The sequence below is a fragment of the Flavobacterium ginsengisoli genome (assembly GCF_029625315.1).
In the GTDB taxonomy this organism is placed as follows: Bacteria; Bacteroidota; Bacteroidia; order Flavobacteriales; family Flavobacteriaceae; genus Flavobacterium; species Flavobacterium ginsengisoli.
Map to the genome: position 1 here is coordinate 2446255 of NZ_CP121110.1, position 25775 is coordinate 2472029.

General features: G+C 34.6%; 18 protein-coding genes and 8 pseudogenes. 11 read left to right on the forward strand and 15 right to left on the reverse strand.

All coding sequences use genetic code 11. From position 1 onward, the window contains the following. Positions 1–125: 125 nt before the first annotated feature. The 3 genes from P5P87_RS11340 to P5P87_RS11350 all read left to right on the forward strand — a co-directional run bounded on the left by P5P87_RS11340 (position 126) and on the right by P5P87_RS11350 (position 4162). Entirely contained in the window at positions 126–803 is a 678-nt protein-coding gene (locus tag P5P87_RS11340; RefSeq protein WP_278022611.1) for a S1 family serine peptidase, read from the forward strand. Beyond that, entirely contained in the window at positions 754–1272 is a 519-nt protein-coding gene (locus P5P87_RS11345) for a S1 family peptidase (RefSeq protein ID WP_278022612.1), read from the forward strand. Before P5P87_RS11340 ends, P5P87_RS11345 begins: the two co-directional genes overlap by 50 nt. An 82-nt stretch (positions 1273–1354) precedes the next feature. Beyond that, the gene (locus tag P5P87_RS11350; RefSeq protein WP_278022613.1) at positions 1355–4162 is read left to right on the forward strand and encodes a VIT domain-containing protein; all 2808 of its coding nucleotides are present in this window, start codon (positions 1355–1357) and stop codon (positions 4160–4162) included. Between the two features lie 63 nt (positions 4163–4225). Here the strand turns inward: P5P87_RS11350 and P5P87_RS11355 are convergent, their stop codons facing one another. From P5P87_RS11355 to P5P87_RS11395, 9 genes and pseudogenes are all read right to left on the reverse strand, one after another. Further along, positions 4226–4822, reverse strand: a complete 597-nt coding sequence (locus P5P87_RS11355; protein ID WP_278022614.1) for a hypothetical protein — start codon at positions 4820–4822, stop codon at positions 4226–4228. 27 nt (positions 4823–4849) lie between these two features. Beyond that, positions 4850–5868 (reverse strand): annotated as a pseudogene (locus P5P87_RS11360) (2-hydroxyacid dehydrogenase). 13 nt (positions 5869–5881) lie between these two features. Further along, positions 5882–6022, reverse strand: a complete 141-nt coding sequence (locus P5P87_RS11365; RefSeq protein ID WP_278022615.1) for a hypothetical protein — start codon at positions 6020–6022, stop codon at positions 5882–5884. Positions 6023–6155: 133 nt separating this feature from the next. After that, positions 6156–6665, reverse strand: a complete 510-nt coding sequence (locus P5P87_RS11370) for a QcrA and Rieske domain-containing protein (protein ID WP_278022616.1) — start codon at positions 6663–6665, stop codon at positions 6156–6158. Positions 6666–6676: 11 nt separating this feature from the next. After that, positions 6677–7246: a 4Fe-4S dicluster domain-containing protein gene (locus tag P5P87_RS11375; RefSeq protein ID WP_278022617.1), complete on the reverse strand. Its 570-nt coding sequence runs from the start codon at positions 7244–7246 to the stop codon at positions 6677–6679. Between the two features lie 19 nt (positions 7247–7265). After that, positions 7266–9481: pseudogene (locus P5P87_RS11380) on the reverse strand (molybdopterin oxidoreductase family protein). A gap of 84 nt (positions 9482–9565) precedes the next feature. Next, the gene (locus tag P5P87_RS11385; protein ID WP_278022619.1) at positions 9566–10414 is read right to left on the reverse strand and encodes an MFS transporter; all 849 of its coding nucleotides are present in this window, start codon (positions 10412–10414) and stop codon (positions 9566–9568) included. Between the two features lie 21 nt (positions 10415–10435). Further along, a complete protein-coding gene (locus tag P5P87_RS11390) occupies positions 10436–10615 on the reverse strand; it encodes a hypothetical protein (RefSeq protein WP_278022620.1) in 180 nt (59 codons plus the stop codon). Between the two features lie 6 nt (positions 10616–10621). Continuing rightward, positions 10622–12090 (reverse strand): annotated as a pseudogene (locus P5P87_RS11395) (MFS transporter). Positions 12091–12414: 324 nt separating this feature from the next. On the opposite strand from P5P87_RS11395, the gene P5P87_RS11400 reads away from it, so the two are divergent. From P5P87_RS11400 to P5P87_RS11410, 3 genes are all read left to right on the forward strand, one after another. Beyond that, positions 12415–12831: a hypothetical protein gene (locus tag P5P87_RS11400; RefSeq protein ID WP_278022621.1), complete on the forward strand. Its 417-nt coding sequence runs from the start codon at positions 12415–12417 to the stop codon at positions 12829–12831. Between the two features lie 155 nt (positions 12832–12986). Further along, a complete protein-coding gene (locus tag P5P87_RS11405; protein ID WP_278022622.1) occupies positions 12987–13298 on the forward strand; it encodes a hypothetical protein in 312 nt (103 codons plus the stop codon). 10 nt (positions 13299–13308) lie between these two features. Beyond that, positions 13309–13719, forward strand: coding sequence for a DUF4890 domain-containing protein (locus P5P87_RS11410; protein ID WP_278022623.1), 411 nt, complete (start codon positions 13309–13311; stop codon positions 13717–13719). Between the two features lie 46 nt (positions 13720–13765). Here P5P87_RS11410 and hemL read toward each other — a convergent pair. From hemL to P5P87_RS11430, 4 genes and pseudogenes are all read right to left on the reverse strand, one after another. After that, a pseudogene (gene hemL, locus P5P87_RS11415) lies at positions 13766–15051 on the reverse strand (glutamate-1-semialdehyde 2,1-aminomutase). A 91-nt stretch (positions 15052–15142) separates the two neighbouring features. Further along, positions 15143–16042 (reverse strand): annotated as a pseudogene (locus P5P87_RS11420) (glucosaminidase domain-containing protein). Further along, a pseudogene (locus tag P5P87_RS11425) lies at positions 16035–16944 on the reverse strand (1-aminocyclopropane-1-carboxylate deaminase/D-cysteine desulfhydrase). The pseudogenes P5P87_RS11420 and P5P87_RS11425 overlap by 8 nt, the downstream one beginning before the upstream one ends. Positions 16945–17004: 60 nt before the next feature. Continuing rightward, positions 17005–17346 carry a hypothetical protein gene (locus tag P5P87_RS11430; protein ID WP_278022624.1) on the reverse strand — a complete coding sequence of 114 codons (342 nt, stop codon included), beginning with the start codon at positions 17344–17346 and terminating at the stop codon, positions 17005–17007. Between the two features lie 114 nt (positions 17347–17460). Here P5P87_RS11430 and P5P87_RS11435 point away from each other — a divergent pair. The 5 genes and pseudogenes from P5P87_RS11435 to ilvA all read left to right on the forward strand — a co-directional run bounded on the left by P5P87_RS11435 (position 17461) and on the right by ilvA (position 23144). After that, positions 17461–17642: pseudogene (locus P5P87_RS11435) on the forward strand (C1orf53 family protein). An 11-nt stretch (positions 17643–17653) separates the two neighbouring features. Beyond that, entirely contained in the window at positions 17654–18628 is a 975-nt protein-coding gene (locus P5P87_RS11440; RefSeq protein ID WP_278022625.1) for a 2-hydroxyacid dehydrogenase, read from the forward strand. Between the two features lie 452 nt (positions 18629–19080). Beyond that, positions 19081–21059: pseudogene (locus P5P87_RS11445) on the forward strand (urocanate hydratase). 30 nt (positions 21060–21089) lie between these two features. Beyond that, positions 21090–21626 carry a DUF4136 domain-containing protein gene (locus tag P5P87_RS11450; protein ID WP_198857555.1) on the forward strand — a complete coding sequence of 179 codons (537 nt, stop codon included), beginning with the start codon at positions 21090–21092 and terminating at the stop codon, positions 21624–21626. Between the two features lie 273 nt (positions 21627–21899). Beyond that, on the forward strand, positions 21900–23144 hold the full coding sequence (ilvA, locus tag P5P87_RS11455; RefSeq protein ID WP_198857556.1) for a threonine ammonia-lyase IlvA: 1245 nt from the start codon (positions 21900–21902) through the stop codon (positions 23142–23144). A gap of 77 nt (positions 23145–23221) precedes the next feature. On the opposite strand, the gene P5P87_RS11460 is transcribed toward ilvA, so the two are convergent. Next, the gene (locus tag P5P87_RS11460; RefSeq protein WP_278022626.1) at positions 23222–25357 is read right to left on the reverse strand and encodes an RICIN domain-containing protein; all 2136 of its coding nucleotides are present in this window, start codon (positions 25355–25357) and stop codon (positions 23222–23224) included. After that, positions 25323–25643, reverse strand: a complete 321-nt coding sequence (locus P5P87_RS11465; protein WP_278022627.1) for a hypothetical protein — start codon at positions 25641–25643, stop codon at positions 25323–25325. The genes P5P87_RS11460 and P5P87_RS11465 overlap by 35 nt, the downstream gene beginning before the upstream one ends. Positions 25644–25775 lie beyond the last annotated feature (132 nt).

Here is a 25775-nt window from a genome sequence, read left to right on the forward strand (position 1 = left end):
TGATTTTGTTTTTGCTTTTTTTTAGCAAACAAATTACTACATTTGAAAAAAAATAGACTTTATATAAAGTCTATTTTTTTTGAACCCAAACCCATTCAATTAACATTTTTCAACCAATACTTTAAATGAAAATTAGAAAGATCGCCCCAAACGAAGACTTGGAAACAACAGTCAAGAAAAAAAGAAATCGTTTCAAATTTGTTCTCATTGCTATTATCGTTCTCTCTGCTGCAGGCTTTTTAGGTTTTAAATATTTTACGCCTAAAAAAGAAGCTATTTGTTTAGGCACAGATACCAAAATCTATGATGCTTACAAAGACGCAGTTGTGCTTATAAAGCATAGATATGGCTATTTTGCTAAAATTAACGGAAAAGAAATTCAGCTTAATGTTGAGGATGCTAAGGAAGAAACAATTTACGGAACTGGCTTTTTTGTTGATACAGAAGGTGACATGATTACCAATAGACATGTTTTACAACCATGGGATTCATCAGATGAAGAAAGCGCCAAAGTAAATACTACTATACGAAATCTACGAATGAAGGTTGCTTCTATTCTTACTACCGATGTTTCTGAAAATGACTATGAAAGTTTTATTGACAACAACTGGTCACATGCTTCGGTCTCGTATGATGAAGGTGAAGGAGACGGAGAATATGAAGAATCAGGCGAAGAAACTACTGAGTCTGCGGGTGAAGAATTTGTTAGTTCTAATGAAACAGAAACAGATACAGCGCAAGTATCTACTGATATTGCAAGCATCTATTCCGGTAAAAGAATATGTGCCTATAGAAAACATTGAAGTGTATGTAAAAACTGTAGACATTGAAGTAGCACTTCATAATTCTGATAGTGAATGGAATAGTTGTGAGGTTAAAAAAGTTTCAGATGACACTAATGTTGATTTAGGTCTTTTACAGTTAGTTACTCATAAAACTCCACAAACTGTTACCAACATCATTAGTCTTGATAATATTATTGATAATGATGCTTCTTTAGCTCCTGGCCAAAAAGCAATAATGGTAGGTTATCCGATGGGAATGGATTTGGCACAAACAAACTCCGGCATAAAAGTACAGCTTTACAATGGTCAAATTAGTAAAGAATCTGATGGTAATAAAATTCAATACAGTATAACTTCTACACATGGCGCGAGCGGCGCACCAGTTTTTAATGAATGTGGCCAACTGATTGCGGTTAATTTCAGTGGAGTAGATCAAGTTCAAGGTATAAATTTTGGAATTGTGGCTAAACATATTAATTCTCTCTAATTTGAAAAGTTCAGAAAAACTTTTAAATTTAAAAGAATTTTCCTACGTTTATAACCGAATAAAAAATCGCACTTAATTAATTATGAATAAATTTTTTAGTATTTGCGCACTACTATTCTGTGGTGTCGCTTTTTCACAGATTCCAACTCTGGATGTCGAAAATCAGAAAAAAAATTCGGTCATCTTACAGGAGGTGAAAATTGAAACCAAAATTTTAGGAAATCTTGCTTCAACTACCGCAACTTATACATTTTACAATCCTGGAGACAGAATTTTAGAAGGTAATTTTACACTTCCGTTGCCAGAAGGAGTTAGCGTAAGCGGTTATGCTTTGGATATTAACGGAAGCTTAAGAGATGCCGTTCCTGTTCCAAAAGAACGAGCTAAAGAAGTATTTGAAAGTATTGAAAAAAGAAATGTAGATCCAGGTATTATTGAAAAAGTAGCCGGAAACAATTTCAGAACTAGAATTTATCCTATTACTGCGAGAGGCAGCAGAATGATTAAAATTACTTACAATCAGGAATTAAAAAATTCTGCGACCGATTATGAATATTTTTTAAGTTTTGCCAATGCAGTTAGCATCCCGAAATTTAATCTAAAAGTATTGGTTAACGAAAGCCTGACAACTCCTAAAATTACAGAAAATCCAGATGGAAGTTTTACTTTTCAGAAGAAAGGAAATCAATGGATTGCTGAAATTAGTAAAACGAATTTCACTCCAAATGAGAGTCTTAAAATAGCTATTCCAAAAGTAAATGAGTCGTCTAATGTAATGCTTCAAAAAGCTTCTGACGATAAATCTTATTTTGCGGCAAGCGTTTCAATGAATTTCCCTGTAAAAGAAAAAGCAAAATCTCAAAAAATTGCCATTATTTGGGACAATTCATTTAGCGGATCTAAAAGAAATCACCAAAAAGAATTGGACTTTCTTACTGCTTATTTTTCAGACAACAAAGACGTTGCGGTCTCTTTTGTTCTTTTAAATAACGTTCTTGAAAAAACAGAAGAATTTACAGTTTCTGGTGGAAATTGGAATGCATTAAAAGACAGAATTCTTAATCTGAAATACGATGGCGGAACTGATTTTGGCGCTTTAAAAGAGATTTCATCAATAGACGAATATCTTATGTTTTCTGACGGAATTTCAAATTTTGGTGATTTAACTCTAAAATTCAAAAAACCGGTTAATAGTATAACAAGCACACCCACTTCTGATTTTAATCTGCTTAAACTTTTAGCATCACAATCTGGAGGGAATTTTATCAATCTTAATGAATTAGACACTCAATCTGCTCTAAAAACGTATAAAAGACTTCCTATTGTATTTTTAGGTTTTAAAGAAACCAATACACTTCAGGAGTTATTTCCAAATGTTGGAACTGCCGTAAACGAACCAGTCAACATATTCGGAATTTCATCTTCAAACTTGAGCAAACTTACTGCTGTTTTTTCAGTAGGAAATAAAAAATTTGAAGTGCCTGTAGATTTTAGTAACGCTGTACAAGTAGACAATTGGCCGCTTGCACAATTTTGGGCGCAACGAAAAATTAATGATCTTGAACTTAATTCAACTCAAAACAGTGAAGAAATCAGAAATCTGAGTGAGCAGTTTGGTGTAGTAAGCAAGAACACCAGTCTTATCGTATTGGATGATGTTAATGATTATGTGCGTTTTGGCATTACTCCTCCAGAGGAATTAATATCAGAATACAACAGAATCGTTTCTCAAAACAAAAAACAAATTTTAGAGAAAAGAAGAAATCTTCTATCTAAAGCTTTTGATAAAACACGTGAACTGACAACTTGGTGGAACAGTGAATTTAAGCCTACAGAAAAAAAACAATATCCTACAATTTCTAAACAGTCACAAAAATTGTCTTCGGCAGAAGAAAGTGTTGTTAGCGATAATGATGTATATTCTGCAGAAACTAGAGCAGGCGATAAAAAAACTTCTACAGGTAAAATAACTTTGATAGATGTAGAAAGTACTCAAGAGTATATGAAAGATTTTCAGTCTTTACAGTCTCCTGAATTGATTTACCAGAAATATCTTGAAAATCGTCCGAAATATGAGAAACAGGTAACCTATTATTTTGATGTTTCTAAACTCCTATTCAAAAAAGGTGACAAAGCACTTTCCCTAAAGGTTTTAAGTACATTAGCAGAACTTGATTTGGAAAACGAAGAGTTATATAAGACGATATCTTATCTGTTGAAACAAAGAGGCAATTATGAAAAAGAATTGTGGATTACTCAAAAGATTCTAGAATGGAGACCATTTGATCCTCAAAGTCATAGAGATTATGCATTAGCTTTGGTAGATAATAAAAAACCTCAAGAAGCTCTTAACATCTATAAAGGCATGCTTTATCAGGAATATACCGATGAGATTTCTATTAGAGATAATGGTATTGAAGAGATTTTGATTATGGAAATCAATAACATTTTGAGCCAAAACAAAAATGTTGATGCAAGCAAAGTTGATGATCGTCTAAAAGCAAATCTTCCAGTCGACATTCGTATTGTTATTAACTGGAATAAAGACAATACAGATATCGATCTTTGGGTTACAGATCCAAGAGGAGAAGATTGTTCGTACTCGCATAGATCTACAGAAATTGGAGGAAGATTAAGCAATGATTTTACTCAAGGTTTTGGTCCTGAACAATTTTTACTAAAAAAAGCGATTAAAGGGAAATACAAAATCAAGACTAATTTCTTCGGTGAGAGACAGAATATTCTTTCTGGACCAACGACAGTTATGGCAGAAGTTTACTTGTATTATTCTGATGGCAGACAAGAACGCAAAATTGCTGTTTTCCAAAGCCAAAAAGAAAACAAACGTGAAAGCGATAGTAAAATTCTAATTGGAGAATTTGATTTTTAGGAATTACAAAGCTTACTAATATTCAAACCCGACAGGTTTTTAAATCTGTCGGGGTTTTTATTTTTAAAACGAATACTTCTCCAATTTCTTTCCTTGAATATCCAAAACCTTTGTACTCTCTTTTGGAACATCACCTTTTATAACTCCTTGAACAGATGGATTGGATGGATATTTTCCAGCTTTCATTTTTAGAAGATGAAATTTTTCTCCGCTTTCAAAAATTAAATCATAAAATTTTTCTGTTGCTGAAGTGCTTACATATATTGGGAAATCGGTTACAGTGAAACGATTTATTACAGTACCATCATTCTTTAAAATATAACCCGAACAGCCTCCGCTTCCGCAGAAATAAGGATTTGAAAAACTAACAAAATATTCGTTTTTCTTATCGTTGTTTAAATCGAAAGCTTCATAATAAAAATACCGATCGTCTTTGGTCAGCGTAGGAATATCTTTCTCTAATAAAACGAGCAATTGCTTGCGAATTAATTCGACTGTCTTGTCTTCTTTTGAAGTGACTTCACTCAAATCTGCTGTTCCTCCAAGTGTTTTAGACAATGTATCTTGAACAATTGTTTTTACAATATTTTTCGAATTGTCTTTATTCTGACAAGAACTTAATGCCAAAATTGCGATTAGAATTAAAATCTTATTTTTCATAATCCAAAACTTTAAATTCATAATAATTTAAACCAACAACGCGGCTTTATTTTCAATATCGTTTTGCGCTAACAATGATTTTATATTATTGAAAGTCACCAAAGCAATCTGTGTCAAAGCTTCATTTGTAAAAAACGCCTGATGCGCCGTTACCAAAACATTTGGAAAACTCATTAAACGCTGAATTGCATCATCTTGAATAATGTCTGCAGAAAGATCTCTGAAGAATAATTTTTCTTCTTGTTCGTAAACGTCAATTCCTAAATAACCTATTTTTCCTTCTTTTAAACCTTCAATAACCGACGAAGTTTCTATTAAACCGCCACGGCTTGTGTTTATAATCATGACACTTTCTTTCATAAAAGAAATAGAGGTGGTATTAATAACATGTTTCGTTTGATCGTTCAGCGGACAATGAAGCGAGATAATATCACTCGATTTAAAAATTTCTTCTAAACCAACAAAAGAAACTCCGTCTTTTTTCATTTCGTCACTTTCAACAATATCATACGCCAAGACTTTGCGACCAAAACCTAGTGCAATTTTAGAAAATGCTTTGCCTATATTTCCAGTTCCAATAATTCCGATTGTTTTCCCGAATAAATCGAAACCTAATAATCCGTTTAAAGAAAAGTTCTGTTCGCGAACTCTATTATAAGCTTTGTGCGTTTTTCTGTTTAAAGTTAAAATCATAGCCATAGCATGTTCTGCAACCGCCTGAGGAGAATATGCGGGAACTCGGCAAACTTTTATATTATATTTTTTTGCAACTTCTAAATCGACATTGTTAAATCCAGCGCAGCGTAAAGCAATTATTTTTACTTTCTTTTCTGCTAATTGTTTAATGACCGTTTCGTTTACAATGTCATTTACAAAAACACAAACAATCTCGCATTCTTCAATTAAAGCTACAGTCTGAGGATTTAATTGGGTTTCAAAAAATCCAATCGAAAACCAAAATCTTCATTGTATTTATTGAAAAACGTTTTATCGTAAGGCTGAGTCGAGAAAAAAGCTATTTTATTTGCAACAAGATTTGAGCTCATAATATTAAATTATTTATGTTTTGTTATTTCGAAAATTCCCTTTTGGCAGATAATACAACCATCCAAAACCAATTAAAAATAAAATAAGCGAACCTATAAATGCCGGAATTAAAATTTCTTTATTGTTGTCTAATGCATTGTTTAAAGCGAGCATACAATAACCAAATCTGGATACTTACATTTAAGATTAAAACAAATATTAAAGTAGACAAAATAACATTCAACTTATTTGGATTTGCTTGATTTTGGCTTTTTCTAAATGTACTCATAATATATTTCTTAAACAATTAACTCGCTTTATTTTCAAAAGCTTTTACAAAAATCTTTTCTCCTTTTAAAACCACTTCCAACTGAGGCAAAGCTCTTGGTGGAGGTCCCGCGATAACATCTCCAGTTAAAGCGTCAAAAGAACCTTCATGGCATGGACAATGAATAATTCCTGTTCCGGGTTTGTAATAAACAGCACAAGAAAGATGGGTACACTTTTGCTCGTAAGCTCTAAACATACCGCTTTCTAAATGCACCAAAATATACGGAATGGTACTACCTTCAATCACAAAACCTCTTGTCCCGCCCAACGGAATATCTTTTATTTCACACACAAAATGTTCTCCAACAACTTCTTCGCTAGGCAATAAATACGCTTTTGCCGCAACCAAACCACTTCCTACCATTAAACCTCCTGAAACCAGCGTAAGGAATTTAGCAAAATCACGTCGGCTTACTTGTGTTGATTCCTGCTTTTTATATGGAAAATCTTTCTTCCAGTTTTCACTTAAATTATCTTCTTTAGACATGGATTTTAGATTTAAAATATTCGTAATTCGGCGCTTCCTTTTGGCATCATGATATTCACTTTTGTGTTGACACGCTCTTTCCCGAAAACAAAGGAATTTACCGGAGTGCTGTTTGGACGCATTTCTTCGATTTGTTCACGAGTCCCATAAAACAATGCGCCACTCGGGCAAACTGTTGCACACATTGGCTTTTTGCCAACACTGGTTCTGTCGTAACACATTGTACATTTCATCATCAAATCGTATTCTTCCATTTTCTTTGGAACTCCAAACGGACAAGCCATTACGCAATTAGAGCAACCAATGCAGCGTTCTGTATTTGCGGTATGAACTACTCCGAATTCGTCTTGTGAAATCGCGTCAGCCGGACAGACATTCGCACAAACAGGATCTTCGCAATGCATGCAAACCTGAACAGTGGTCTGAATGGTAACTTCACGTTCTACATAATTAACGTGAATCATAGATTCTTGACCATTTGTTTCACATTCTGCACAAGCCATTTCACAGGCTTTACAACCTATGCATCTTTGTAAGTCTACAAAAAACTCTTCGTTTTTATTATAATTGGTTAAATTCATAATTGTTGCTTTTTATAGATTAAACACTTGCATAAGCATTTGATTTGTCTGATGAATTTTCTATTTCTCCCAAAGGTTCCAGCTTGCAAGCACAAACTTTGAACTCAGGAATTTTTGAAATAGGATCTAATGTTCCAGGCGTTAACTGGTTGGCCGATTTTTTCCCGGCCAGTGATACGGGATAAAAACGGTATCTTTCCTGATGGTTTCTACAATATTTGCAGGGAAAATTCCTTCTCCTCTTCGGGTTGAAACTTTTACTAATTCCCGTTGCTGAATATTATATTTCTGCGCCATTTCAGGATGAATTTCCAACAAAGGTTCAGGAAATTGATCTACTAATTTTCCAATCCTTCTAGTTTGCGTGCCGCTTAAATATTGAGAAACGACACGGCCAGTTGTTAATGTTATTGGATATTCTTCATCTGTAACCTCACCGGGCAGTTTATAAGGAGCTGGATTAAAATGCGCTTTTCCGTCTGGTGTGGCAAATTTTTTATCTTCCCATAATCTTGGGGTTCCGGGATGATCTTCTGTTGGACATGGCCAGAAAACGCCCATATTATCCTCTACTTTTTTATAAGTAATTCCGTTATAATCAGCAGTTCCTCCTTTTGAAGCGACACGCAGTTCATTAAAAATGGCTTCGCTATCTGCGTAAGTAAATCTTTCTTCTTCGCCTAATCTCTTTGCTAATTCTAATAATATTGAAGTGTCTGTTCTCGCATCGCCTGGAGGTGTTACAGCTTGGCGAATTCGGATAACACGACCTTCAGCTGAGGTTGTTGTTCCCTCCTCTTCTTCCTGCAATGAACCTGCTAAAACAATATCGGCATGACGCGCTGTTTCATTCAAAAAGAAATCTATCGCAACATAAAACTCTAATTTTTCAAGAGCAGAACGCACATAATTATTATTCGGTAGCGAAACTAAAGGATTAAAACAAATCGAAATCAATCCCTTTATTTCACCACTGTGAATGGCTTCTATAATTTCATAAGCTGTAATGCCTTTATGAGGCATATCTTCTTCTTTTATTTTCCAAACATCGGCAATGTATTTTCGATGTTCCATATTTTCGATATCACGATTTCCAGGCAGCTGATCGCATTTATGACCGTGCTCTCTTCCGCCCTGACCGTTTCCTTGTCCGGTAATGGTTCCGTAACCGCAATAGGGTCTTCCAATTCTTCCTGTTGCCAAAACCAGATTAATGCATCCGATTACATTATCAACACCTTTAGAATGATGTTCTATTCCTCTTGCGTGCAGTAAAAAGCTTGTTTTTGCTTTTCCCCATAACTCGGTCGCTTCTTTAATTTTTTCTTTAGAAATTCCTGTAATCTCTTCTGCCCATTCTAAAGTATAATCCTTTACGGCATCAATCGTTTCCTGAAATCCTGACGTATAATTATCAATAAAATCATGATCTAACATACCGTGATCTACGAGATATTTCAACATTGCTCCATATAAAGCAGAATCGGTTCCTGGTCTTACATCAAGATGAACATCTGCCGTTCTTGCTAATGGAATAACTCGCGGATCAACAACAATCAATTTGGCTCCGCGATCTCGGGCTTTCCAAATCCAATGGGTTAAAGTTGGAAACGTCTCACTAATATTCGCTCCCGCAACAATAATAACTTCAGCATATTCTAAATCCGAATAATTGTTCGAAGCACGATCTAAACCAAATGCTTTTTTATTTCCAGCACCAGCACTTACCATACAAAGGCGACCGTTATAATCTAAATTTCTAGTTTTTAAAGCTACTCTGGCAAACTTTCCAACCAAATAACTTTTTTCATTGGTCAACGAAACTCCTGAAAGCATAGAAAAAGCATGTTTACCGTATTTCTCCTGAATTCTTTTGATTTCAGAAACGGTTTTATCCATTGCTTCATCCCAAGTAGTTTGTTCAAAACCTTTGCCCTCTACTCTTTTTATCGGATGCAATAAACGATCGGGGTGATTGTTCTGCATATAACGCTGAACACCTTTTGGACACAAACGACCTTCGTTGAACGGAAATTCCATCCAAGGTTCAAAACCAACCACTTTATTGTCTTTTACAGATAATTGAATTCCGCATTGCATACCGCAAAAACAGCAATGTGTTTTGACCATTTTATCTGGTTCATCACGCCCTGCATATCCTTCTTTTGGTGTATAATTCAGATGTGGACCAAATGCTTCAATTATTTTTTCAGTTGATACAGGTAGTTTTGCCATGATTTTTTTGTTATTTTTTGGTTTCATGTTTCATGTTTCACGTTCTGCAACGAAACTTGAAACCTTAAACTTGAAACTATAATTTTATCCAAATAAATTTCCGCCTTCGATTCTTGCTTTTAAATGCGCTTTCGCCAAACGATCTCGTTTTCCTTCGGGACTTAAATCCAAGTGTGAATTTCCTTCATCATCACTAAAGTCAAAACCTAATTGTTTAGTTACAATTTTTAAATCATCGATATGAAGCTGGGTTGTAAAAGGTTTTCCTGTTTCTTTACAAATTGCCATTCCTTTTTTCATTCCTTCTTTTTTGTAAATGTGCGCACCAATCTGCGCAGGGCGCTGAATGATATGGAAAAACTTTCCAAATGGAATCCATATTAAAAACATAATAACTGTTACAGCATGAACTACTGCGAGAAAGTCATAAGCAAATCCTTTCATAAATTGATAAGAATAAGTCAGACACAAACCCGTAACAGAAATGGCAATTAATAAAAGAAGTGGCAGTAAATCGCCTTCAAAAGTCTGTGTGGCAATTAATCCCGGATTGGTTAAACGTCTCCTTAAATAATAAAGAGAACCGAAAATAACCAAATAAGAAGACCAGTTTAAGGCATGGAAAGTCAAAAATGCCATGATCGAATCCAATCTGAAATCCATTACTTTAAAACCAAAAAAATGAGCTTCGTAAACAGTAATTGAATTTGGTGCCAACGTAAAATGAATCCATCCAAATGTGAGCGGAAAAGTAATTGCAAAAGCCGAAAAACAGCCAATTGCAATACAGAAATGAGCTAACCATCTGTATTTACCTCTTGGATAAATGAATTTCTGAAAAGCAATATTCTGAACAGATTCTTTTCCTAAAAACCACAAATGCGAAAATACTTTTCCTGTAAAGAGAAAATGAATTCCGCGTTTGAAATACATCCAAGTTGGCGGTCGTTGCAACTAAACCGTGTAGCGATACACAACTCCGAAAAATGCAAACAGAGTTCCGAACAGATAGGTAACCAAAGCCGCATCAAAATTTTGAAGTTTTCTTGACCCATAGAAAACCAATACGACCATAAAAACCGAAGCTGCCGTTGCAATTAATAAAGCTTTTGTATTAAATGTTTTTTCTTTCATGACAGATTATTTTCGATCAATATCTTTAGCCATTTCAGGCAATCTTTCTTTTGTCATTTTTACAATTACACGGTGCATCCAAATCAGACAGGTTAATGATAATGCCAGAATAAAAAGCCAAGAGCTCGTCCAAAATCCGGTAAATGATAATAAATACCCGAAAATAATTGGTCCGAAGAATCCGCCTAAACCGCCTAAGAGTCCGACCATTCCGCCAATTACACCTACTTCATTGGGGAAATAATCTGGTATATGTTTGTAAACAGCTGCAGAACCAATTCCCCACGAAATTCCTATGAGAATAACCAAAACTAAATACACCCACATATTGGCTTCAAAATGAATTTGAGTAATTCCTTCTGCCAATAAATCTTTTTTCTGAATTTTTTGATTTTCTGCTACCACAACTTCCTGCCATGTTTTTTGGATGGAAAAAACTTAGAATGCGGCTGACTTTCATCTTTCTGACTTATAGCATATTCTTTACCATCGACCACTATTTTATCTGGCGAAACCGCTGTAACAGTTCCTGCTTTACTCGCTAAAAGACCGCTTCCTGAAGTCGTTATATCCATTTTTGGAAACAATAATAAAAAGCTTAATATGACCGAAGAACTCAAAACCCAGTACATTACTTTTCTGGCTCCGAATTTATCCGACAAAAAACCTCCAAAAGCACGTACAACACCCGCAGGTAAACTAAAACAAGAAGTAAAGATTCCGCCTAAAACTAAAGTTGTGTGATAGACATTCATAAAATTTGGCAGAAGCCATTGCGAGAAAGTAACAAACGATCCAAACACCAAGAAATAATAAGTCCCGAAGCGCCAAACACGTACTCTCTTTAAGGGTTGCAATAATTGTTTTACCGTTTTAGATTGTGCTTCGCTTTTTTTATTTTTAGCGAAAATCAGAAACACAATTCCCATCAATAACAAGGCAGAACCATAAAGTACAGGAAGCCATTTCCATCCATTTTCGGGATCGTTTTCTGAAAATGTACTCAAAAGTGAAGGTGCTAAAAATGGCGTAATTGAAGCACCGGCTGTTCCCATTCCGAAAATTCCTAAGGCTCTTCCCTGCCATTCTTTAGGATACCATACAGAGGTTGAAGCTACACCAACAGCAAAACTGGTTCCTACCATTCCGAATAAAAAACTTAAAATGGCAAAGACAGTAAAAGAAGTCGCAAATGGTAAAAGAAATAACGGAATTGAAGCCAGAATCAATAAAGCAGAATGTACAATCTTGCCACCAAACTTATCGGTTAAAATTCCCATTGGCAATCTCATAATTGATCCCGTAAGAACAGGAATTCCTAAAAGCCATCCTATTTGTACGACGCTCCAATTAAAAATTTCTTTATCAACTAAAAAAGTAACCAATACTCCATTGAGTGTCCAGCATGCAAAACAGATTGCAAATGCCAAAGTATTTAAAAAAAGGATGCGGTGGGCTTGGGAAAGATCTGCCATAGAATAAAGTATTAAATTATGTTTTTGGAAATCTATTACTGAAATATGGGAATCATGAAAACTGCTTTTTCAGAAAACACCTGAAAAGCAATACTTTACTAAAGTTAAAAAAAATATTTAAAGCAAGACACTTACAATCAAACATTTAGCGTTATTATAATCTTATTTAAATTCATTCTTATAGTTAAGTCTATTTTTTACTACTTATCAGCTGAAAACTCTGTTTTTCAATTTGTTAAATAAAATATAATTTTTCAAACTTCGATTAAACCTGTTTTATTCAAAAAAGTCTAATTTCTTATAAACAATTAAAAAACTTAAAACATGAAAAAATTAATTATCGTCGCTATGTTATTTGTTGGAATAGCAAGTTTTGCACAAGAAAAGAAAGAAAGGTTAACCCCTGAACAGCGCAATGAAAAACAGTTGCAAAAATTAACAACAGAACTAAATCTGGATGCCAGTCAACAAGCTCAAGTAAAACAACTTTTAGCAGACAGAAGTGCAAAAGCTGAAAAACTAAGAGATGCACGTCAAGAACAAAAAGAAAGTGGCACTAAACCTACTGCTGCAGAAAGAGAAGCTTTTAAAAAAGAAATGATGGCTGAGAGAGACGCAAACGATGCTAAAATGAAATCGATTTTGAATGCTGACCAATACACAAAATGGAAAACCATTCAGGAAGAAAACAAAGACAAAGCAAGAGAAAAAATGAAAGAATACAGAAAGGATAAAAACTAAATAAAAGAGGCTTAATTGCCTCTTTTTTATTTCTCAATATTCTTTAAACTTTCCTTAATAGTTTCTGTTAAATAAAAGATAAACCTCAAAATGCCATTAAACTTAATAATTCTGATGAAGTCTAATTACTATAAACCTTTTTTAAAAAACGAATTATGAAAAAATTATTTATTGCAGCTTTATTATTTGTTGGAATAGTAAGTTTTGCACAAGACATCAATCAGAAGCCGACACGCGATCAACGAGAAAAATTAACTCCAGAACAGCGTAACGAAAAATATTTGCAAAAATTGACTTCTGATTTAAATTTAGATAATAAACAGCAAGAGCAGGTAAAACAGCTTATCGCAGAAAGAAGTGCTAAAGCCGAAAAGTTTAAACAATCTCGAAAAGACACTAAAACGCCTCCAACAGCTGAAGAAAAAGCAACTTTCAAAAAACAAATGGAAGAAGACAAAGCAGACTAATGATGCTAAAATGAAATCAATTTTAAATGCGGATCAGTACACAAAATGGACAGCTCTAAAAAAAGAGCATAAAGGTCATCATAGAGGAAAAGATCATAAATCGCCACAAGAACGCGATCAAGCTCATTTGCAAAAGCTGACAACTGATTTGAACTTAAATGCGGATCAGCAAAAACAAGTCAGTGAACTTTTATCTGACAGAAGCACAAAAATGGAAATACTTAAAAAAAGCAGAAAAGATTCTGGTGTTGAGCCAACTGAAGCTGACAAGAAAGCCATGAAAAAACAGATGGAAACAGATCATAAAGCTTATGATGCCAAAATGAAATCTATTCTGACAGCTGACCAATATAAAAAATGGACTGCAATTCAGAAAGAGCATAAAGATAAAATGAAAGAATACAGAAAAGACAAAAAATAATCTTGGTTCTAAAAAAGAAAAAGGAGGCTTAAAGCCTCCTTTTTTATTAAAATGATTTTGATACTTTATCAATCGCATTGATTGTAAAATCTAAATCTTCGTAAGTCAATGCATCTGTAATAAACCACGTTTCGTATGCAGATGGCGCAATGTAAACACCTTCTTGCAATAATCCGTGGAAGAATTTTTTGAATGTTTCGTTATCTCCTTTTGCTGCAGTTTGGAAATCTGTAACTGGATTTGCATCAAAATGAACCGAAATCATAGAACCTACTCTATTAATCGTAAATACAACATTGTTAGCTTTTAAAACTCTGTCGATTCCAGCTTCTAAATAAGCTGTTTTTTCTTCTAATCGTGTAAAAATTTCTCTATCTGAATCAAGAGCTTTTAACATTGCTAATCCCGCTGCCATAGCTAAAGGATTTCCAGACAATGTTCCTGCTTGGTAAACTGGTCCAAGAGGCGCTAAATAATTCATAATTTCTTCACGTGCGGCAAAAGCTCCAACTGGCAATCCTCCACCGATAACTTTTCCGAAAGTTACAATATCAGCATCAATTCCATATAATTCCTGAACTCCTCCACGAGCCAAACGGAAACCAGTCATTACCTCATCAAAAATCAATAAGATTCCGTTTGCTGTACATAAGTCTCTTAAACCTTGCAAGAAACCTTTTGCTGGCGGAATACATCCCATATTTCCAGCAACTGCTTCAATAATAATTGCTGCAATTTCTCCTTTATTTGCTTCAACCAATGTTTTTACATTTTCTAAATCATTGTATTTGGCCAATAAAGTATCTTTTGCTGTTCCTTCTGTAACACCTGGACTATTTGGAGATCCAAAAGTTACGGCTCCACTTCCCGCTTGAATCAAAAATGAATCTGAATGTCCGTGGTAGCAACCTGCAAATTTGATGATTTTATCTCTTTTTGTAAATCCGCGAGCTAGACGAATTGCGCTCATACAAGCTTCTGTACCCGAATTTACAAAACGTATTTTATCAATATTTGGAACCATAGAAACTGCCAAAGCTGCAATTTCTGTTTCCAATTCTGTTGGCATTCCGAATGAAGTTCCTAGTTTTGCTTTTTCAATAACAGCATCAACAACTGGCTGATAAGCATGACCTAAAACCATTGGCCCCCAAGAGTTGATGTAATCTATTAATTTGTTTCCGTCTTCATCATATAAATATGCGCCTTTAGCACTTTTTACAAAAATCGGAGTTCCGCCAACTGCTTTAAACGCTCTTACTGGTGAATTTACTCCTCCCGAATTACTTTTTCTGCTTCAGCAAAAAGCTGACTACTTCTTTTATATAACATTTTTTATTTTAGATTTTAGAATTCAGATTTTAGATTGTAAACTGAAAACTTATTTTGGATTTTAAAATTAAATCAAAACGCGACTGAAAACTTACTTAACCTTCAACCTCTGCCCGATCGAAATCGCATTATCGGTTAGATTATTCTTCTTTTTTAAATCTTCAACTAACAAATTGAATTTCTTCGAAATAGAATATAGCGTATCTCCTTTTTGAACTTCATATAAATTCGGATCGTATTGATTCATATTGATCTTTGGATCAGAAGCGACATCATAAGAAGATTTTTTTGGTGGAGCCGAAGTATTTATTGGCACATAGTTTCTTCCTGTAACCTGACAATCATATTGATGCAAATTATATCTTTCAATATAACTAATCAATTTATCTGGATATTTCGGATCTGTTGCGTAACCTGCTGCTCTCAACCCTTTTGCCCAAGCTTTATAATCGTCTTTTTCGTAAGTGAATAAAGTTGCATATCGCTTTTTTCCAACCAAAAATAAAGCGTGATCTCTATACGATTCAGATGCCTGAGGATATTTTCTAAAACATTCCTGAGCCGAGTCATCGTCATGGCGAACACTTTCTCCCAACCAATCATTATGACATTTTATGCCAAAATGATTATTAGCATCTACAGCTAAATCTCCTCTACCTGCACCAGATTCTAAAATTCCTTGTGCCAGAATAATACTTGCAGGAATTCCATACGTTTTCATGTTTCCCATTGCAATATCTTTGTACTGCAACACATAGTTATTAATTAAATCACTGGTAACAACTGTTTTAGATGTAGATTGAATAACCTCAGTTGTATTATTTGTAGAAGGGTAATTTTTACCGATTGGTTTAACAGGAGTACTTCTTTTTGTTGCCGCCGTTCGAGATTGAACTGTCGCGCTTTTTTAGTCGTCGCGATGACAGGCTTACTAGAAGAGCAGACTTGCTAAAGCTAATATTACGAGAAGTAATACAATTTTTTTAATCATTGGTTTTGAGTATTGGTAATTTCTTCTGCTTCAACTTTATATTCATTCCGTCAATTCCCTGCAATCCGCCTGTGTGAATGAGTAAAATTTTTGAATGCGCAGGAAAATAATTTTTGTTTATTAAATCTATAACGCCAAAAACCATCTTTCCTGTATAAATTGGATCTAAGGGCACTTTTGTTTTTTCAAAAAAAGCATTAATAAATTCAATTAATTCTAAATTTATCTTGCCATAACCTCCAAAATGATAGTCAGAAATTAAATTCCAGTTATCTTTATTTGCAAAAATACGAATTTCATCGGTTAAAAAGTCACCTTTTAACGCTGGAAAGCCCAAAATTTTCTGATTTTGCAGCTGAACTATTAATTAATCCCGAAATCGTACCGCCTGTTCCAATAGCACAGCAAACGTAATTAAAAACCGAATCTTCATCTGTTAAAATCTCTTCACAACCTTTTACTGCAAGTTCATTTGTACCGCCTTCTGGAACGAGATAAAAATCACCAAACTTGTCTTTCAGCTTTTGTATAAAAGATTCTTCGTTTTTTAAACGATAATCTTCTCTTGAAACAAATTCAAACTGCATTCCATTTTCTTGAGCAAATTTCAAGGTTGGATTTTCTTCAATTTTATCCCAAAGTTCATCTCCGCGAATGATTCCGATAGTTTTAAATCCTTGTTCTTTTCCCGCATAAGCCACAGCCGCAATATGGTTCGAAAAAGCTCCTCCAAAAGTGAGTAAAGTGCCCTTATTTTCGGCTTTCGCCTGAAGCAAATTGTATTTTAATTTTCGGAATTTATTTCCTGAAACAAACGGATGAATTAAATCTTCTCGTTTAATTGTCAACGAAATATCATTCGGAAACTGAATATTTATATTTTGATTGAAAACTCGATTCATTATTTAAAGTTGAAAGTCAAAAGTCGAAAGTCAAAAGTGATAATCTTTGTCTTAATACCTTTAATACTTATTGATTTTTATGTAATGTGAAAACTGAAAAAAAGATCGTTTTTTTAAATAATTCATGTCGGTTTCTTTTTCGTAAGCTTCTCTTTCAAAACTAATATTTCGATATGCCAAAACCCCGTTTTTATATTGAATGAGACGAATTAGATATTCTAAAAAATACCAGATAAAAAACGGAATCACTAAAAGCTCTAATTGTTGTCTTAAATGTATTTTTTCATGATTAACAAAAACTTTATTCGTCTTATCATAATCATATTTTGCAATTACAAACGGAAATACAGCCATTCCTCGATAACCTTTCGGAATTAAATATTTAGCAACAATCAGAAACATTGGCTGTAAAATTTATAAATTTGTAGCTATATAATTGTTCGATTTCAATAAAATCATAATCAAATATTTATATTTTTGATTTTAATTATTCGAAAAAGAACATGAAGCAGATTTATGAAAGAGCAAAGTAATGAAAATAAATTAATCGAAGGCGAAGATTTTTATTATACGCCCGAAGGTTACAAATGCTTTACTGAAAAACATCATTTAAAACGTGGTTATTGCTTCGCAAAAGCGGTTGTCGCCACTGTCCGTACGGATATGATAAAAAAACAGGAAGAATAAATAAAAATTAGAATACCACAAGATGAAGGTTTTTATAAATAAAAATATACCCGAAGCTGGCATTAAATTGCTTCAAGATAAAGGCATTAGCTTTACAATAAATCCAACAGAGAATCTATTGTCAAGAGAAGAGTTTATAAAAATCTGCCAAGAACATGACGCACTTTTGAATGTTGGAACAAATAAATTAGATGAAGATTTTTTTCAGCGATGTCCGAATTTAAAAGGAATCGCTTTATTTTCTGTCGGATTTGATTCTGTCAATATTCCATCAGCTAACAGCAGAAAAATTCCTGTTGGAAATACGCCAGATGTTTTAAGCCGAGCTACATCTGATGTCGCTTTTTTACTGATGCAGAGTGTTGCCAGAAAATCATTTTTTAATCATAAAAGAATTCTGGGTAATGATTGGGGAAGTTTTGATCCGTTAGCCAATTTAGGTCAAGAACTTTACGGCAAAACTTTAGGGGTTTTCGGTTTGGGAAGAATTGGTATTGAAATGGCAAAAAAATGCAAAGCCGCATTCGGAATGAAGATCATTTATCACAATCGTTCTCATAATGAAGTCGCCGAAAAAGAATTGGATGCAAAATATGTAGATTTTGAAACCTTACTTGCTAAAAGTGATGTTTTAAGTGTTCACTCTAATTACAGTGAAGAAAACAATGAACTTTTCAATAAAAATGCTTTTGCGAAAATGAAATCGAGTGCAATTTTTATCAACACAGCAAGAGGAAAATTTCAAAATGAAAATGATTTATATGATGCTTTAACGAACAATATAATTTGGGGCGCCGGATTGGATGTGACAAATCCAGAACCAATGAAATCTGATAATCCGTTATTATCGCTTGCAAATTGTTGTGCTTTACCACACATTGGTTCTGCGACATACGAAGCCAGAAACGGAATGGCAGTTTGCGCGACGCAAAATGTAATTGCCGTTATTGAGGGTAAAAAAATGCCGTTTTGTGTTAATGAGGAAGTGTATTTTTAAATTCCAATTTTAAAATTACAAATTCCAATCTGAAATCTGAAATCAACAATCTAAAATTTAAATATGGATATTCGTTCAAGAAAATTTAGGATTACGATACACAAATCGTATCATAGGTCGGATATCCGTTATCCCTAGTTTTTTAATTAGAAAATGTGGTAAAGTGGATAATTAGATATTTTGCCTGAACGAATATTTCGCTCCGCTGGAGCTTTTGTATTGGGTAATTATTATTTTCTATAAATATTTCGCCTTACCAAGGCTTTTCTTGATTTATTTAAATTTCATAATACTCCAGAGGAGCGAAATATTTATAGAAATCATTAATAGTTTGTCACATTTAAGCTCCAGAGGAGCGACATAATTAAAAAAACAAAAAATTAATCTGCTGTTAATCTAAGCACAATATCTTAGCATCTTAGATCCTCAGTACCTTAGCATCTCTAAAAAAAATGACTTTCAAAGAACAAATACAACAAGGAATTCCGTCTGTCTTACCTTCAAAAAAAGAGTACGATCCAGCAATTAATCATGCTCCGAAAAGAAAAGAAATTCTTTCGGCAGAAGAGAAAAAACTGGCGCTTAAAAATGCCTTGCGTTATTTTGATCCAAAACATCACGCCGAATTAATTCCTGAATTTTCAGAAGAATTAGAAAAATACGGGCGTATTTATATGTATCGCCTTCGTCCAGATTACAGAATGTACGCAAGACCGATTGAAGAATATCCTGGAAAATCATTACAAGCAAAAGCAATTATGCACATGATTCAGAACAATCTGGATTATGCTGTGGCGCAACATCCTCATGAATTAATTACATATGGCGGAAACGGTGCTGTTTTCCAAAACTGGGCACAATATTTATTGACGATGCAATATTTGTCTGAAATGACAGATGAGCAGACTTTAACAATGTATTCTGGTCACCCAATGGGATTATTCCCTTCGCATAAAGAAGCTCCAAGAGTTGTGGTTACCAACGGAATGGTAATCCCGAATTATTCTAAACCTGATGATTGGGAAAAAATGAATGCTTTAGGTGTTTCACAATACGGACAAATGACAGCGGGAAGTTATATGTATATTGGCCCGCAGGGAATTGTACACGGAACTACGATTACGGTTTTAAATGGTTTCAGAAAAATAAAACAAAATCCAGAAGGAAGTTTATTTGTAACTTCTGGACTTGGCGGAATGTCGGGAGCTCAGCCAAAAGCAGGAAATATTGCCGGTTGTATTACCGTTTGTGCTGAGGTAAATCCGAAAATTACTAAAATTCGTCATGAACAAGGTTGGATTAATGAAGTAGTAACTTCTACAGACGAATTGGTTGCCAGAGTAGCTTTGGCGAAAGCCAATAAAGAAACCGTTTCTATTGCTTATTTAGGAAATGTAGTTGATGTCTGGGAACGTTTCGATCAGGAAAATATCAAAATTGATTTAGGTTCAGATCAGACTTCACTTCATAATCCATGGGCTGGAGGTTATTATCCAGTTGGAATTTCATTTGAAGAAGCAAATGATTTGATGGCAAATAATCCAGAATTATTTAAAGAAAAAGTTCAGGAAACGTTACGTCGTCATGCAGATGCAATCAACAAACACACTGCAAAAGGAACTTACTTTTTCGATTACGGAAATGCCTTTTTATTAGAAGCTTCACGCGCTGGAGCCGATGTTATGGCCGAAAATAATATCGATTTTAAATATCCTAGTTATGTTCAGGATATCATGGGACCAATGTGTTTTGATTACGGATTTGGGCCTTTCCGTTGGGTTTGTACTTCTGGAAAACCAGAAGATTTATTAAAAACAGATGCGATTGCCTGCGAAGTTTTAGAAAAAATGGCAGAAACAGCTCCAAATGAAATTCAGCGAAGCAAATGCAAGATAATATCAAATGGATTAAAGGCGCGCAAGAAAACAAATTGGTTGTAGGTTCTCAAGCTCGAATTTTATATGCCGATGCTGAAGGAAGAATCAAAATTGCAGAAGCATTCAATCAAGCAATTGCAAAAGGCGAAATTGGCGCGGTCGTTTTAGGACGTGATCACCACGACGTTTCTGGAACTGATTCGCCATATAGAGAAACGTCAAATATCTACGATGGATCCCGTTTTACTGCCGATATGGCCATTCATAATGTGATTGGAGACAGCTTTAGAGGAGCAACTTGGGTTTCTATTCATAACGGCGGCGGAGTTGGCTGGGGAGAGGTTATAAATGGCGGATTTGGTATGGTTCTTGATGGTTCTACAGAGGCTTCAAAGCGTTTAGCTTCAATGCTTTTCTGGGATGTTAACAACGGAATTTCAAGAAGAAGCTGGGCTCGAAATGAAGGAGCTGTTTTTGCTATAAAAAGAGCAATGGAAGTCGAGCCATTATTGAAAGTAACTTTACCTAATCTAGTCGATGAAAGTTTGCTTTAATTAAAATTGAGAACATTAATTCTTAGATATATGAAAACACTTAAGTTAATTCCGTTTTTGCTACTGCTAATACTTACTTCTTGCAGTACCGTGACTGTTTATTCTGATTATGACAAAACTGTCGATTTTACGCCTTATAAAACGTATGCCTACTTTAAGCCAGGAATTGACAAGGTTGAAATATCAGATTTAGACAAAAGAAGAATTTTACATGCTATTGACGATCAAATGCAAGCTAAAGGTTTTACCAAAAGCGACAATCCTGATTTGTTAATAAACATTTTTACTAAATCAAGAGAGCAAGTAGATGTAAACCAATTTACCGCTGGCTGGGGTTATGGCTGGGGCTGGGGTTGGAATCCTTACATGATGTACGGAGGACAGACTACTGTTTCTACTTCTACTGAAGGCACTTTATACATTGATTTAATCGATGCTAAAAGAAAAGAAATGGTATGGCAAGGTGAAGGAATTGGAACTTTGACAAGAAACATTGATAAAAAGGACGAAAAAATTGCTGAGTTTGTAGGCAAAATTTTAGCTCAATATCCGCCAGTAAAAAAATAATTATTTACATTTGCCTTTCAATCAGTAAAGAAAATGACAAACTTTAACAACATTATTATCGCTATTATTAGCATTATTGCAATTCAGCAATAATGGCGAGGTGCTATATAAGTTTGTAAAATATAATTTATAGAAACCTCCCAATTGGGAGGTTTTTTATTTTAAAAAAGATTTTAAATCGCCACGATTTACACAAATTAAAACGAATTATTTTTTTCTAAAACAATAAAATTTGTGTCAATTCGTGTAATTCGTGGCAAAACAAAAAACATCATGAGTTTATTTAATGAAGTACTTAACGCAAAAAAGCAACTTGAAAATGTAGTTGCTGCGACGCCTCTTACACAGAATTTAAATCTTTCAGACGAATTTGAATCGACTATTTTATTAAAAAGAGAAGATTTACAAATTGTTCGTTCATACAAAATTCGGGGCGCGTATAATAAGATTTCTTCGTTAAACGAAAAAGAAAAAGCAAACGGAATTGTATGCGCCAGTGCTGGAAATCATGCGCAAGGTGTTGCTTATTCGTGTAATTTGCTTCATATAAAAGGCAAAATTTACATGCCGAAAACTACTCCGAAACAAAAAGTAAAACAAGTACAATTATTTGGAAAATCGTTTGTTGAAATTGTTCTTACTGGAGATACTTTTGATGACGCTTATGCTTCTGCAACCGCAGACGCGATCAAAAATCATAAAACATTTATTCATCCTTTTGATGATGAAAAAGTAATCGCTGGACAAGGAACTGTGGGATTAGAAATTCTGGAAAGCTTTAAAGAACCTATCGATTACGTTTTTGTTCCAATCGGTGGCGGCGGATTGGCATCGGGATTGTCTGAAGTTTTTAAACACTTAAGTCCGCATACAAAAATCATTGGTGTTGAACCAAAAGGTGCTCCTTCGATGAAAACTTCCATCGAAGAAAACAAAAACACACCTCTAAAATCAATTGACAAATTTGTAGATGGTGCTGCCGTAAAACAAGTTGGCGACAAAACTTTTGAAATCTGCCGTTATAACTTGGAAGATATTATTCTAGTTCCAGAAGGAAAAGTATGCACCACAATTTTAAGATTGTATAATGAAGAAGCGATGGTTGTAGAACCAGCAGGCGCTTTGACGATAGCGGCTTTGGATTTTTATAAAGATAAAATTAAAGGCAAAAACGTAGTTTGTATTGTGAGCGGAAGTAACAATGACATCGAAAGGACTGCCGAAATAAAAGAACGCTCTTTGCTTTACGAAGGTTTAATGCATTATTTTATGATTCAGTTTCCACAGCGTCCTGGAGCTTTAAAAGAATTTGTCAATAATATTTTAGGCCCAGATGATGACATTACTTATTTTCAGTTTGCTAAGAAAAATAGCCGTGAAGTTGGTTCTGTTGTAGTTGGTTTAGAATTAAAAAACAAAAATGACATTATGCCAATTAAATTGAAAATGACCGAAAATGGCTTTGAGTTTCAATACCTGAATGACAATCAAGATTTGTTTACTCAACTAATTGGATAAAATAAAAACAAAGGCTGTCAGAGATTTGACAGCCTTTTCAGATTCAATACAAATTACTAATTAAATTATGAATGCAATTATTGCTTCAAGATTTTTTTCGAATACGAGCCTTTGCTATCACTAACTTTTACAACGTAAACACCTTTTGGTAATCGAGAAATTTCTACTGCAACTTGATTTCCTTTTACAAAACTTACATTTTTCTTTAAAACCGGTTCTCCTGTTATATTAAAGATTTGTACTTCGCCACTTCCCTCATGATTGGTATCTATTTTTAAAGATTTATCTACTTCATCCACAAAAATCATCATATCGTTTGAGCTTGTATCCTCAACCGTAACAGTTTCTGCTACTAAAGCACTTTTTGCCGTTGCAGAAGTTTCAACTTGAACAAATTGCCATTGCTGATTTAAACCACCTGTATATGCCCAAACTTGAATGTTAGCTCCATTTGCTGTAGAAACATTTTCAACATCTAGAGATTTGCCACTGTTTACGTTTATAATTTTGTAATATCCGGTTCCGAGACTTGTTACTGTCCATTTAAATTCATTTGAAGCTGAAAAGCTTTTCTGCCGCACTTTTAACCCGTCTCCTGTTCCGTTATTTTCAACAGCCAAGTACATTCCTGTAGATTTTACGATAATATAATAATTGCCGCTTCCATCAGAAACAAATTTCCATCTTTGGTTGCTTCCTCCTCCATTCGTAATGTCATACTGCTGAATTCTGCTTCCGCTTGTTGTAGCATTATCTGCAACATCTAAACCTTTATTACTATTTCTTGAAATAATATTATAATATCCTGGAAAACCCGTTGAACCTGCCGTTACAGCAATTGCGCTTGTTGCTGTTTTAGCTCCGTCAACTGTTGTAACCGTAATCGTTGCGTTTCCAGCAACAATTGCAGAAACCAAACCGCTTGAATTTACTGTTGCTACAGAAGTGTTGCTTGAACTCCAATTTACTGCATTATTTGTAGCATTGCTAGGAGAAACTGTCGCTGTTAATTGCTGTGACTGACCCGCAGTAAGTGTTGCAGAAGTCGGACTTATGCTAACTCCCGTAACCGCAACCGGATTTGATGTTCCCCAAGTAAAAGTAACCGCAGAAGATGCTGGAACTGCATAATTAAATGCTGATGATCCCGAAACTACTTTTATCGTATTTGATGATCCGCCTGAATTATAAATTACAAGTGCAGTTGAGCCGTCAGGGTTTTTAAATGCTACAGAAGAAATACTTCCGCTTGTGCTTGAAGAACCTATTCTTACCGCACCTGGTTTTACATATTTAGAAATCTGACCAATAATATAATACGCTACATTCTTAGTATAACTTGTACTATTATTAACCGTGATAGCACCTAAACAAGTACTGCATCCTCCAGGAGTGCGAGGGCCTAAACTTGAATTGTTTGCCGCATTCCATTCTAAAACTGTTTTAGACCAGTTATTTGTACTTCCAATAACAACGTTTTGCATGTGCCAGCCAAAATCTCCGCTAAAGCTTCCACCCGAACCTGTGTATTGTTCTGTAAAATAAACGTTTTTATTGGTTTGAGTTTTTACCGTTGACATTGCTGAGATGTTTCCTAAATACAAGTGAAATGCTGCGCCGTCAACATAAGAGCTGTTATTTAAAACATCAATCGGATATGCTGTATTATCGCAATTGTGATCAAAAGCAATAATTTTAATGTTTCCGTAACCCGCAGCTGCCATTTGAGGGCCAAGCTGCTGATTAATAAAATTCTTCTGCTCTGTAGAATTCATTAGCATACTTGGTTCGTTGTTCGGATTTTCTGGTTCGTTTTGTGGTGTAATTCCCCAAATATTAATACCTTGTGCTTTCATAGCATCAAAATATTTCACGAAGTATTTTGCATAAGCCGCATAATATTGCGTTTGCAGAGAACCTCCAACCCATGAACCATTAGTTTTCATCCATCGTGGTGCAGACCATGGTGTTGCTAAAATTTTGATGTTAGGATTAATCAACAGAATCTTTTTAAGGATTGGAACCAAATAAGTTAAATCAGGTCCATTCAAACTGAAATTGTTCATGTTGGTGTCGCCCGAAGTTTCGTTATAACTGTAAGACGAGTCGCTTAAATCTGAAGCAACAATACTAATACGAACTACGCTTGCATTTAATCCTGTTGTCGGATTGTATAAATCATTCAACAATTGGTTTTGCTGAGTGGCAGCCATTCCAGAAATGACTTCGCAGACTTCCTTCGGTAAGTGTGTAGCCGAATCCGTCCATGGTTTGATAGGTCGTTCCTGCATTTACTGTTACAGTTGAAGGGTTTGTGCCTGAATTGGTTCCGAAACTTACAGTTGCCTGTTGCTGTAATAATTTAGTTTGATCTCCTGTAGTCATCCAAGGAGTTACCGTCTGAGCATTTAAGCTGTTCATGAATAAAAGCGATCCGCAACATAATAGTCTCAGCGCTTTACTTACCCGATCTGTAGGTGTTTGAGTAGTTTTGTGCATTCTTTTGTGGTTTTGGTTTGATAATTAGTTTTTTTCTTATTTATTCAGTTTTATTTTACTAAAACAGCACAATATTATGAGTATTTTTGCAATATTATCATTTTCAATACTTTACAAATACACATCAAATAA

What these genes read in the sequence shown, in the direction of transcription:
- P5P87_RS11410 (WP_278022623.1), top strand. Translation starts at nt 13,309, where the DNA reads ATGAAATCAATTTTAAATGCGGATCAGTACACAAAATGGACAGCTCTA.
- P5P87_RS11440 (WP_278022625.1), top strand. Translation starts at nt 17,654, where the DNA reads ATGAAGGTTTTTATAAATAAAAATATACCCGAAGCTGGCATTAAATTG.
- P5P87_RS11370 (WP_278022616.1), bottom strand. Translation starts at nt 6,665, where the DNA reads ATGTCTAAAGAAGATAATTTAAGTGAAAACTGGAAGAAAGATTTTCCA.
- P5P87_RS11375 (WP_278022617.1), bottom strand. Translation starts at nt 7,246, where the DNA reads ATGAATTTAACCAATTATAATAAAAACGAAGAGTTTTTTGTAGACTTA.
- P5P87_RS11465 (WP_278022627.1), bottom strand. Translation starts at nt 25,643, where the DNA reads ATGCACAAAACTACTCAAACACCTACAGATCGGGTAAGTAAAGCGCTG.
- P5P87_RS11350 (WP_278022613.1), top strand. Translation starts at nt 1,355, where the DNA reads ATGAATAAATTTTTTAGTATTTGCGCACTACTATTCTGTGGTGTCGCT.
- P5P87_RS11390 (WP_278022620.1), bottom strand. Translation starts at nt 10,615, where the DNA reads ATGAAAGAAAAAACATTTAATACAAAAGCTTTATTAATTGCAACGGCA.
- P5P87_RS11365 (WP_278022615.1), bottom strand. Translation starts at nt 6,022, where the DNA reads ATGCTCGCTTTAAACAATGCATTAGACAACAATAAAGAAATTTTAATT.
- P5P87_RS11385 (WP_278022619.1), bottom strand. Translation starts at nt 10,414, where the DNA reads ATGTATTTCAAACGCGGAATTCATTTTCTCTTTACAGGAAAAGTATTT.
- P5P87_RS11355 (WP_278022614.1), bottom strand. Translation starts at nt 4,822, where the DNA reads ATGAAAAATAAGATTTTAATTCTAATCGCAATTTTGGCATTAAGTTCT.
- P5P87_RS11460 (WP_278022626.1), bottom strand. Translation starts at nt 25,357, where the DNA reads ATGGCTGCCACTCAGCAAAACCAATTGTTGAATGATTTATACAATCCG.
- P5P87_RS11450 (WP_198857555.1), top strand. Translation starts at nt 21,090, where the DNA reads ATGAAAACACTTAAGTTAATTCCGTTTTTGCTACTGCTAATACTTACT.
- ilvA (WP_198857556.1), top strand. Translation starts at nt 21,900, where the DNA reads ATGAGTTTATTTAATGAAGTACTTAACGCAAAAAAGCAACTTGAAAAT.
- P5P87_RS11340 (WP_278022611.1), top strand. Translation starts at nt 126, where the DNA reads ATGAAAATTAGAAAGATCGCCCCAAACGAAGACTTGGAAACAACAGTC.
- P5P87_RS11405 (WP_278022622.1), top strand. Translation starts at nt 12,987, where the DNA reads ATGAAAAAATTATTTATTGCAGCTTTATTATTTGTTGGAATAGTAAGT.
- P5P87_RS11400 (WP_278022621.1), top strand. Translation starts at nt 12,415, where the DNA reads ATGAAAAAATTAATTATCGTCGCTATGTTATTTGTTGGAATAGCAAGT.
- P5P87_RS11430 (WP_278022624.1), bottom strand. Translation starts at nt 17,346, where the DNA reads ATGTTTCTGATTGTTGCTAAATATTTAATTCCGAAAGGTTATCGAGGA.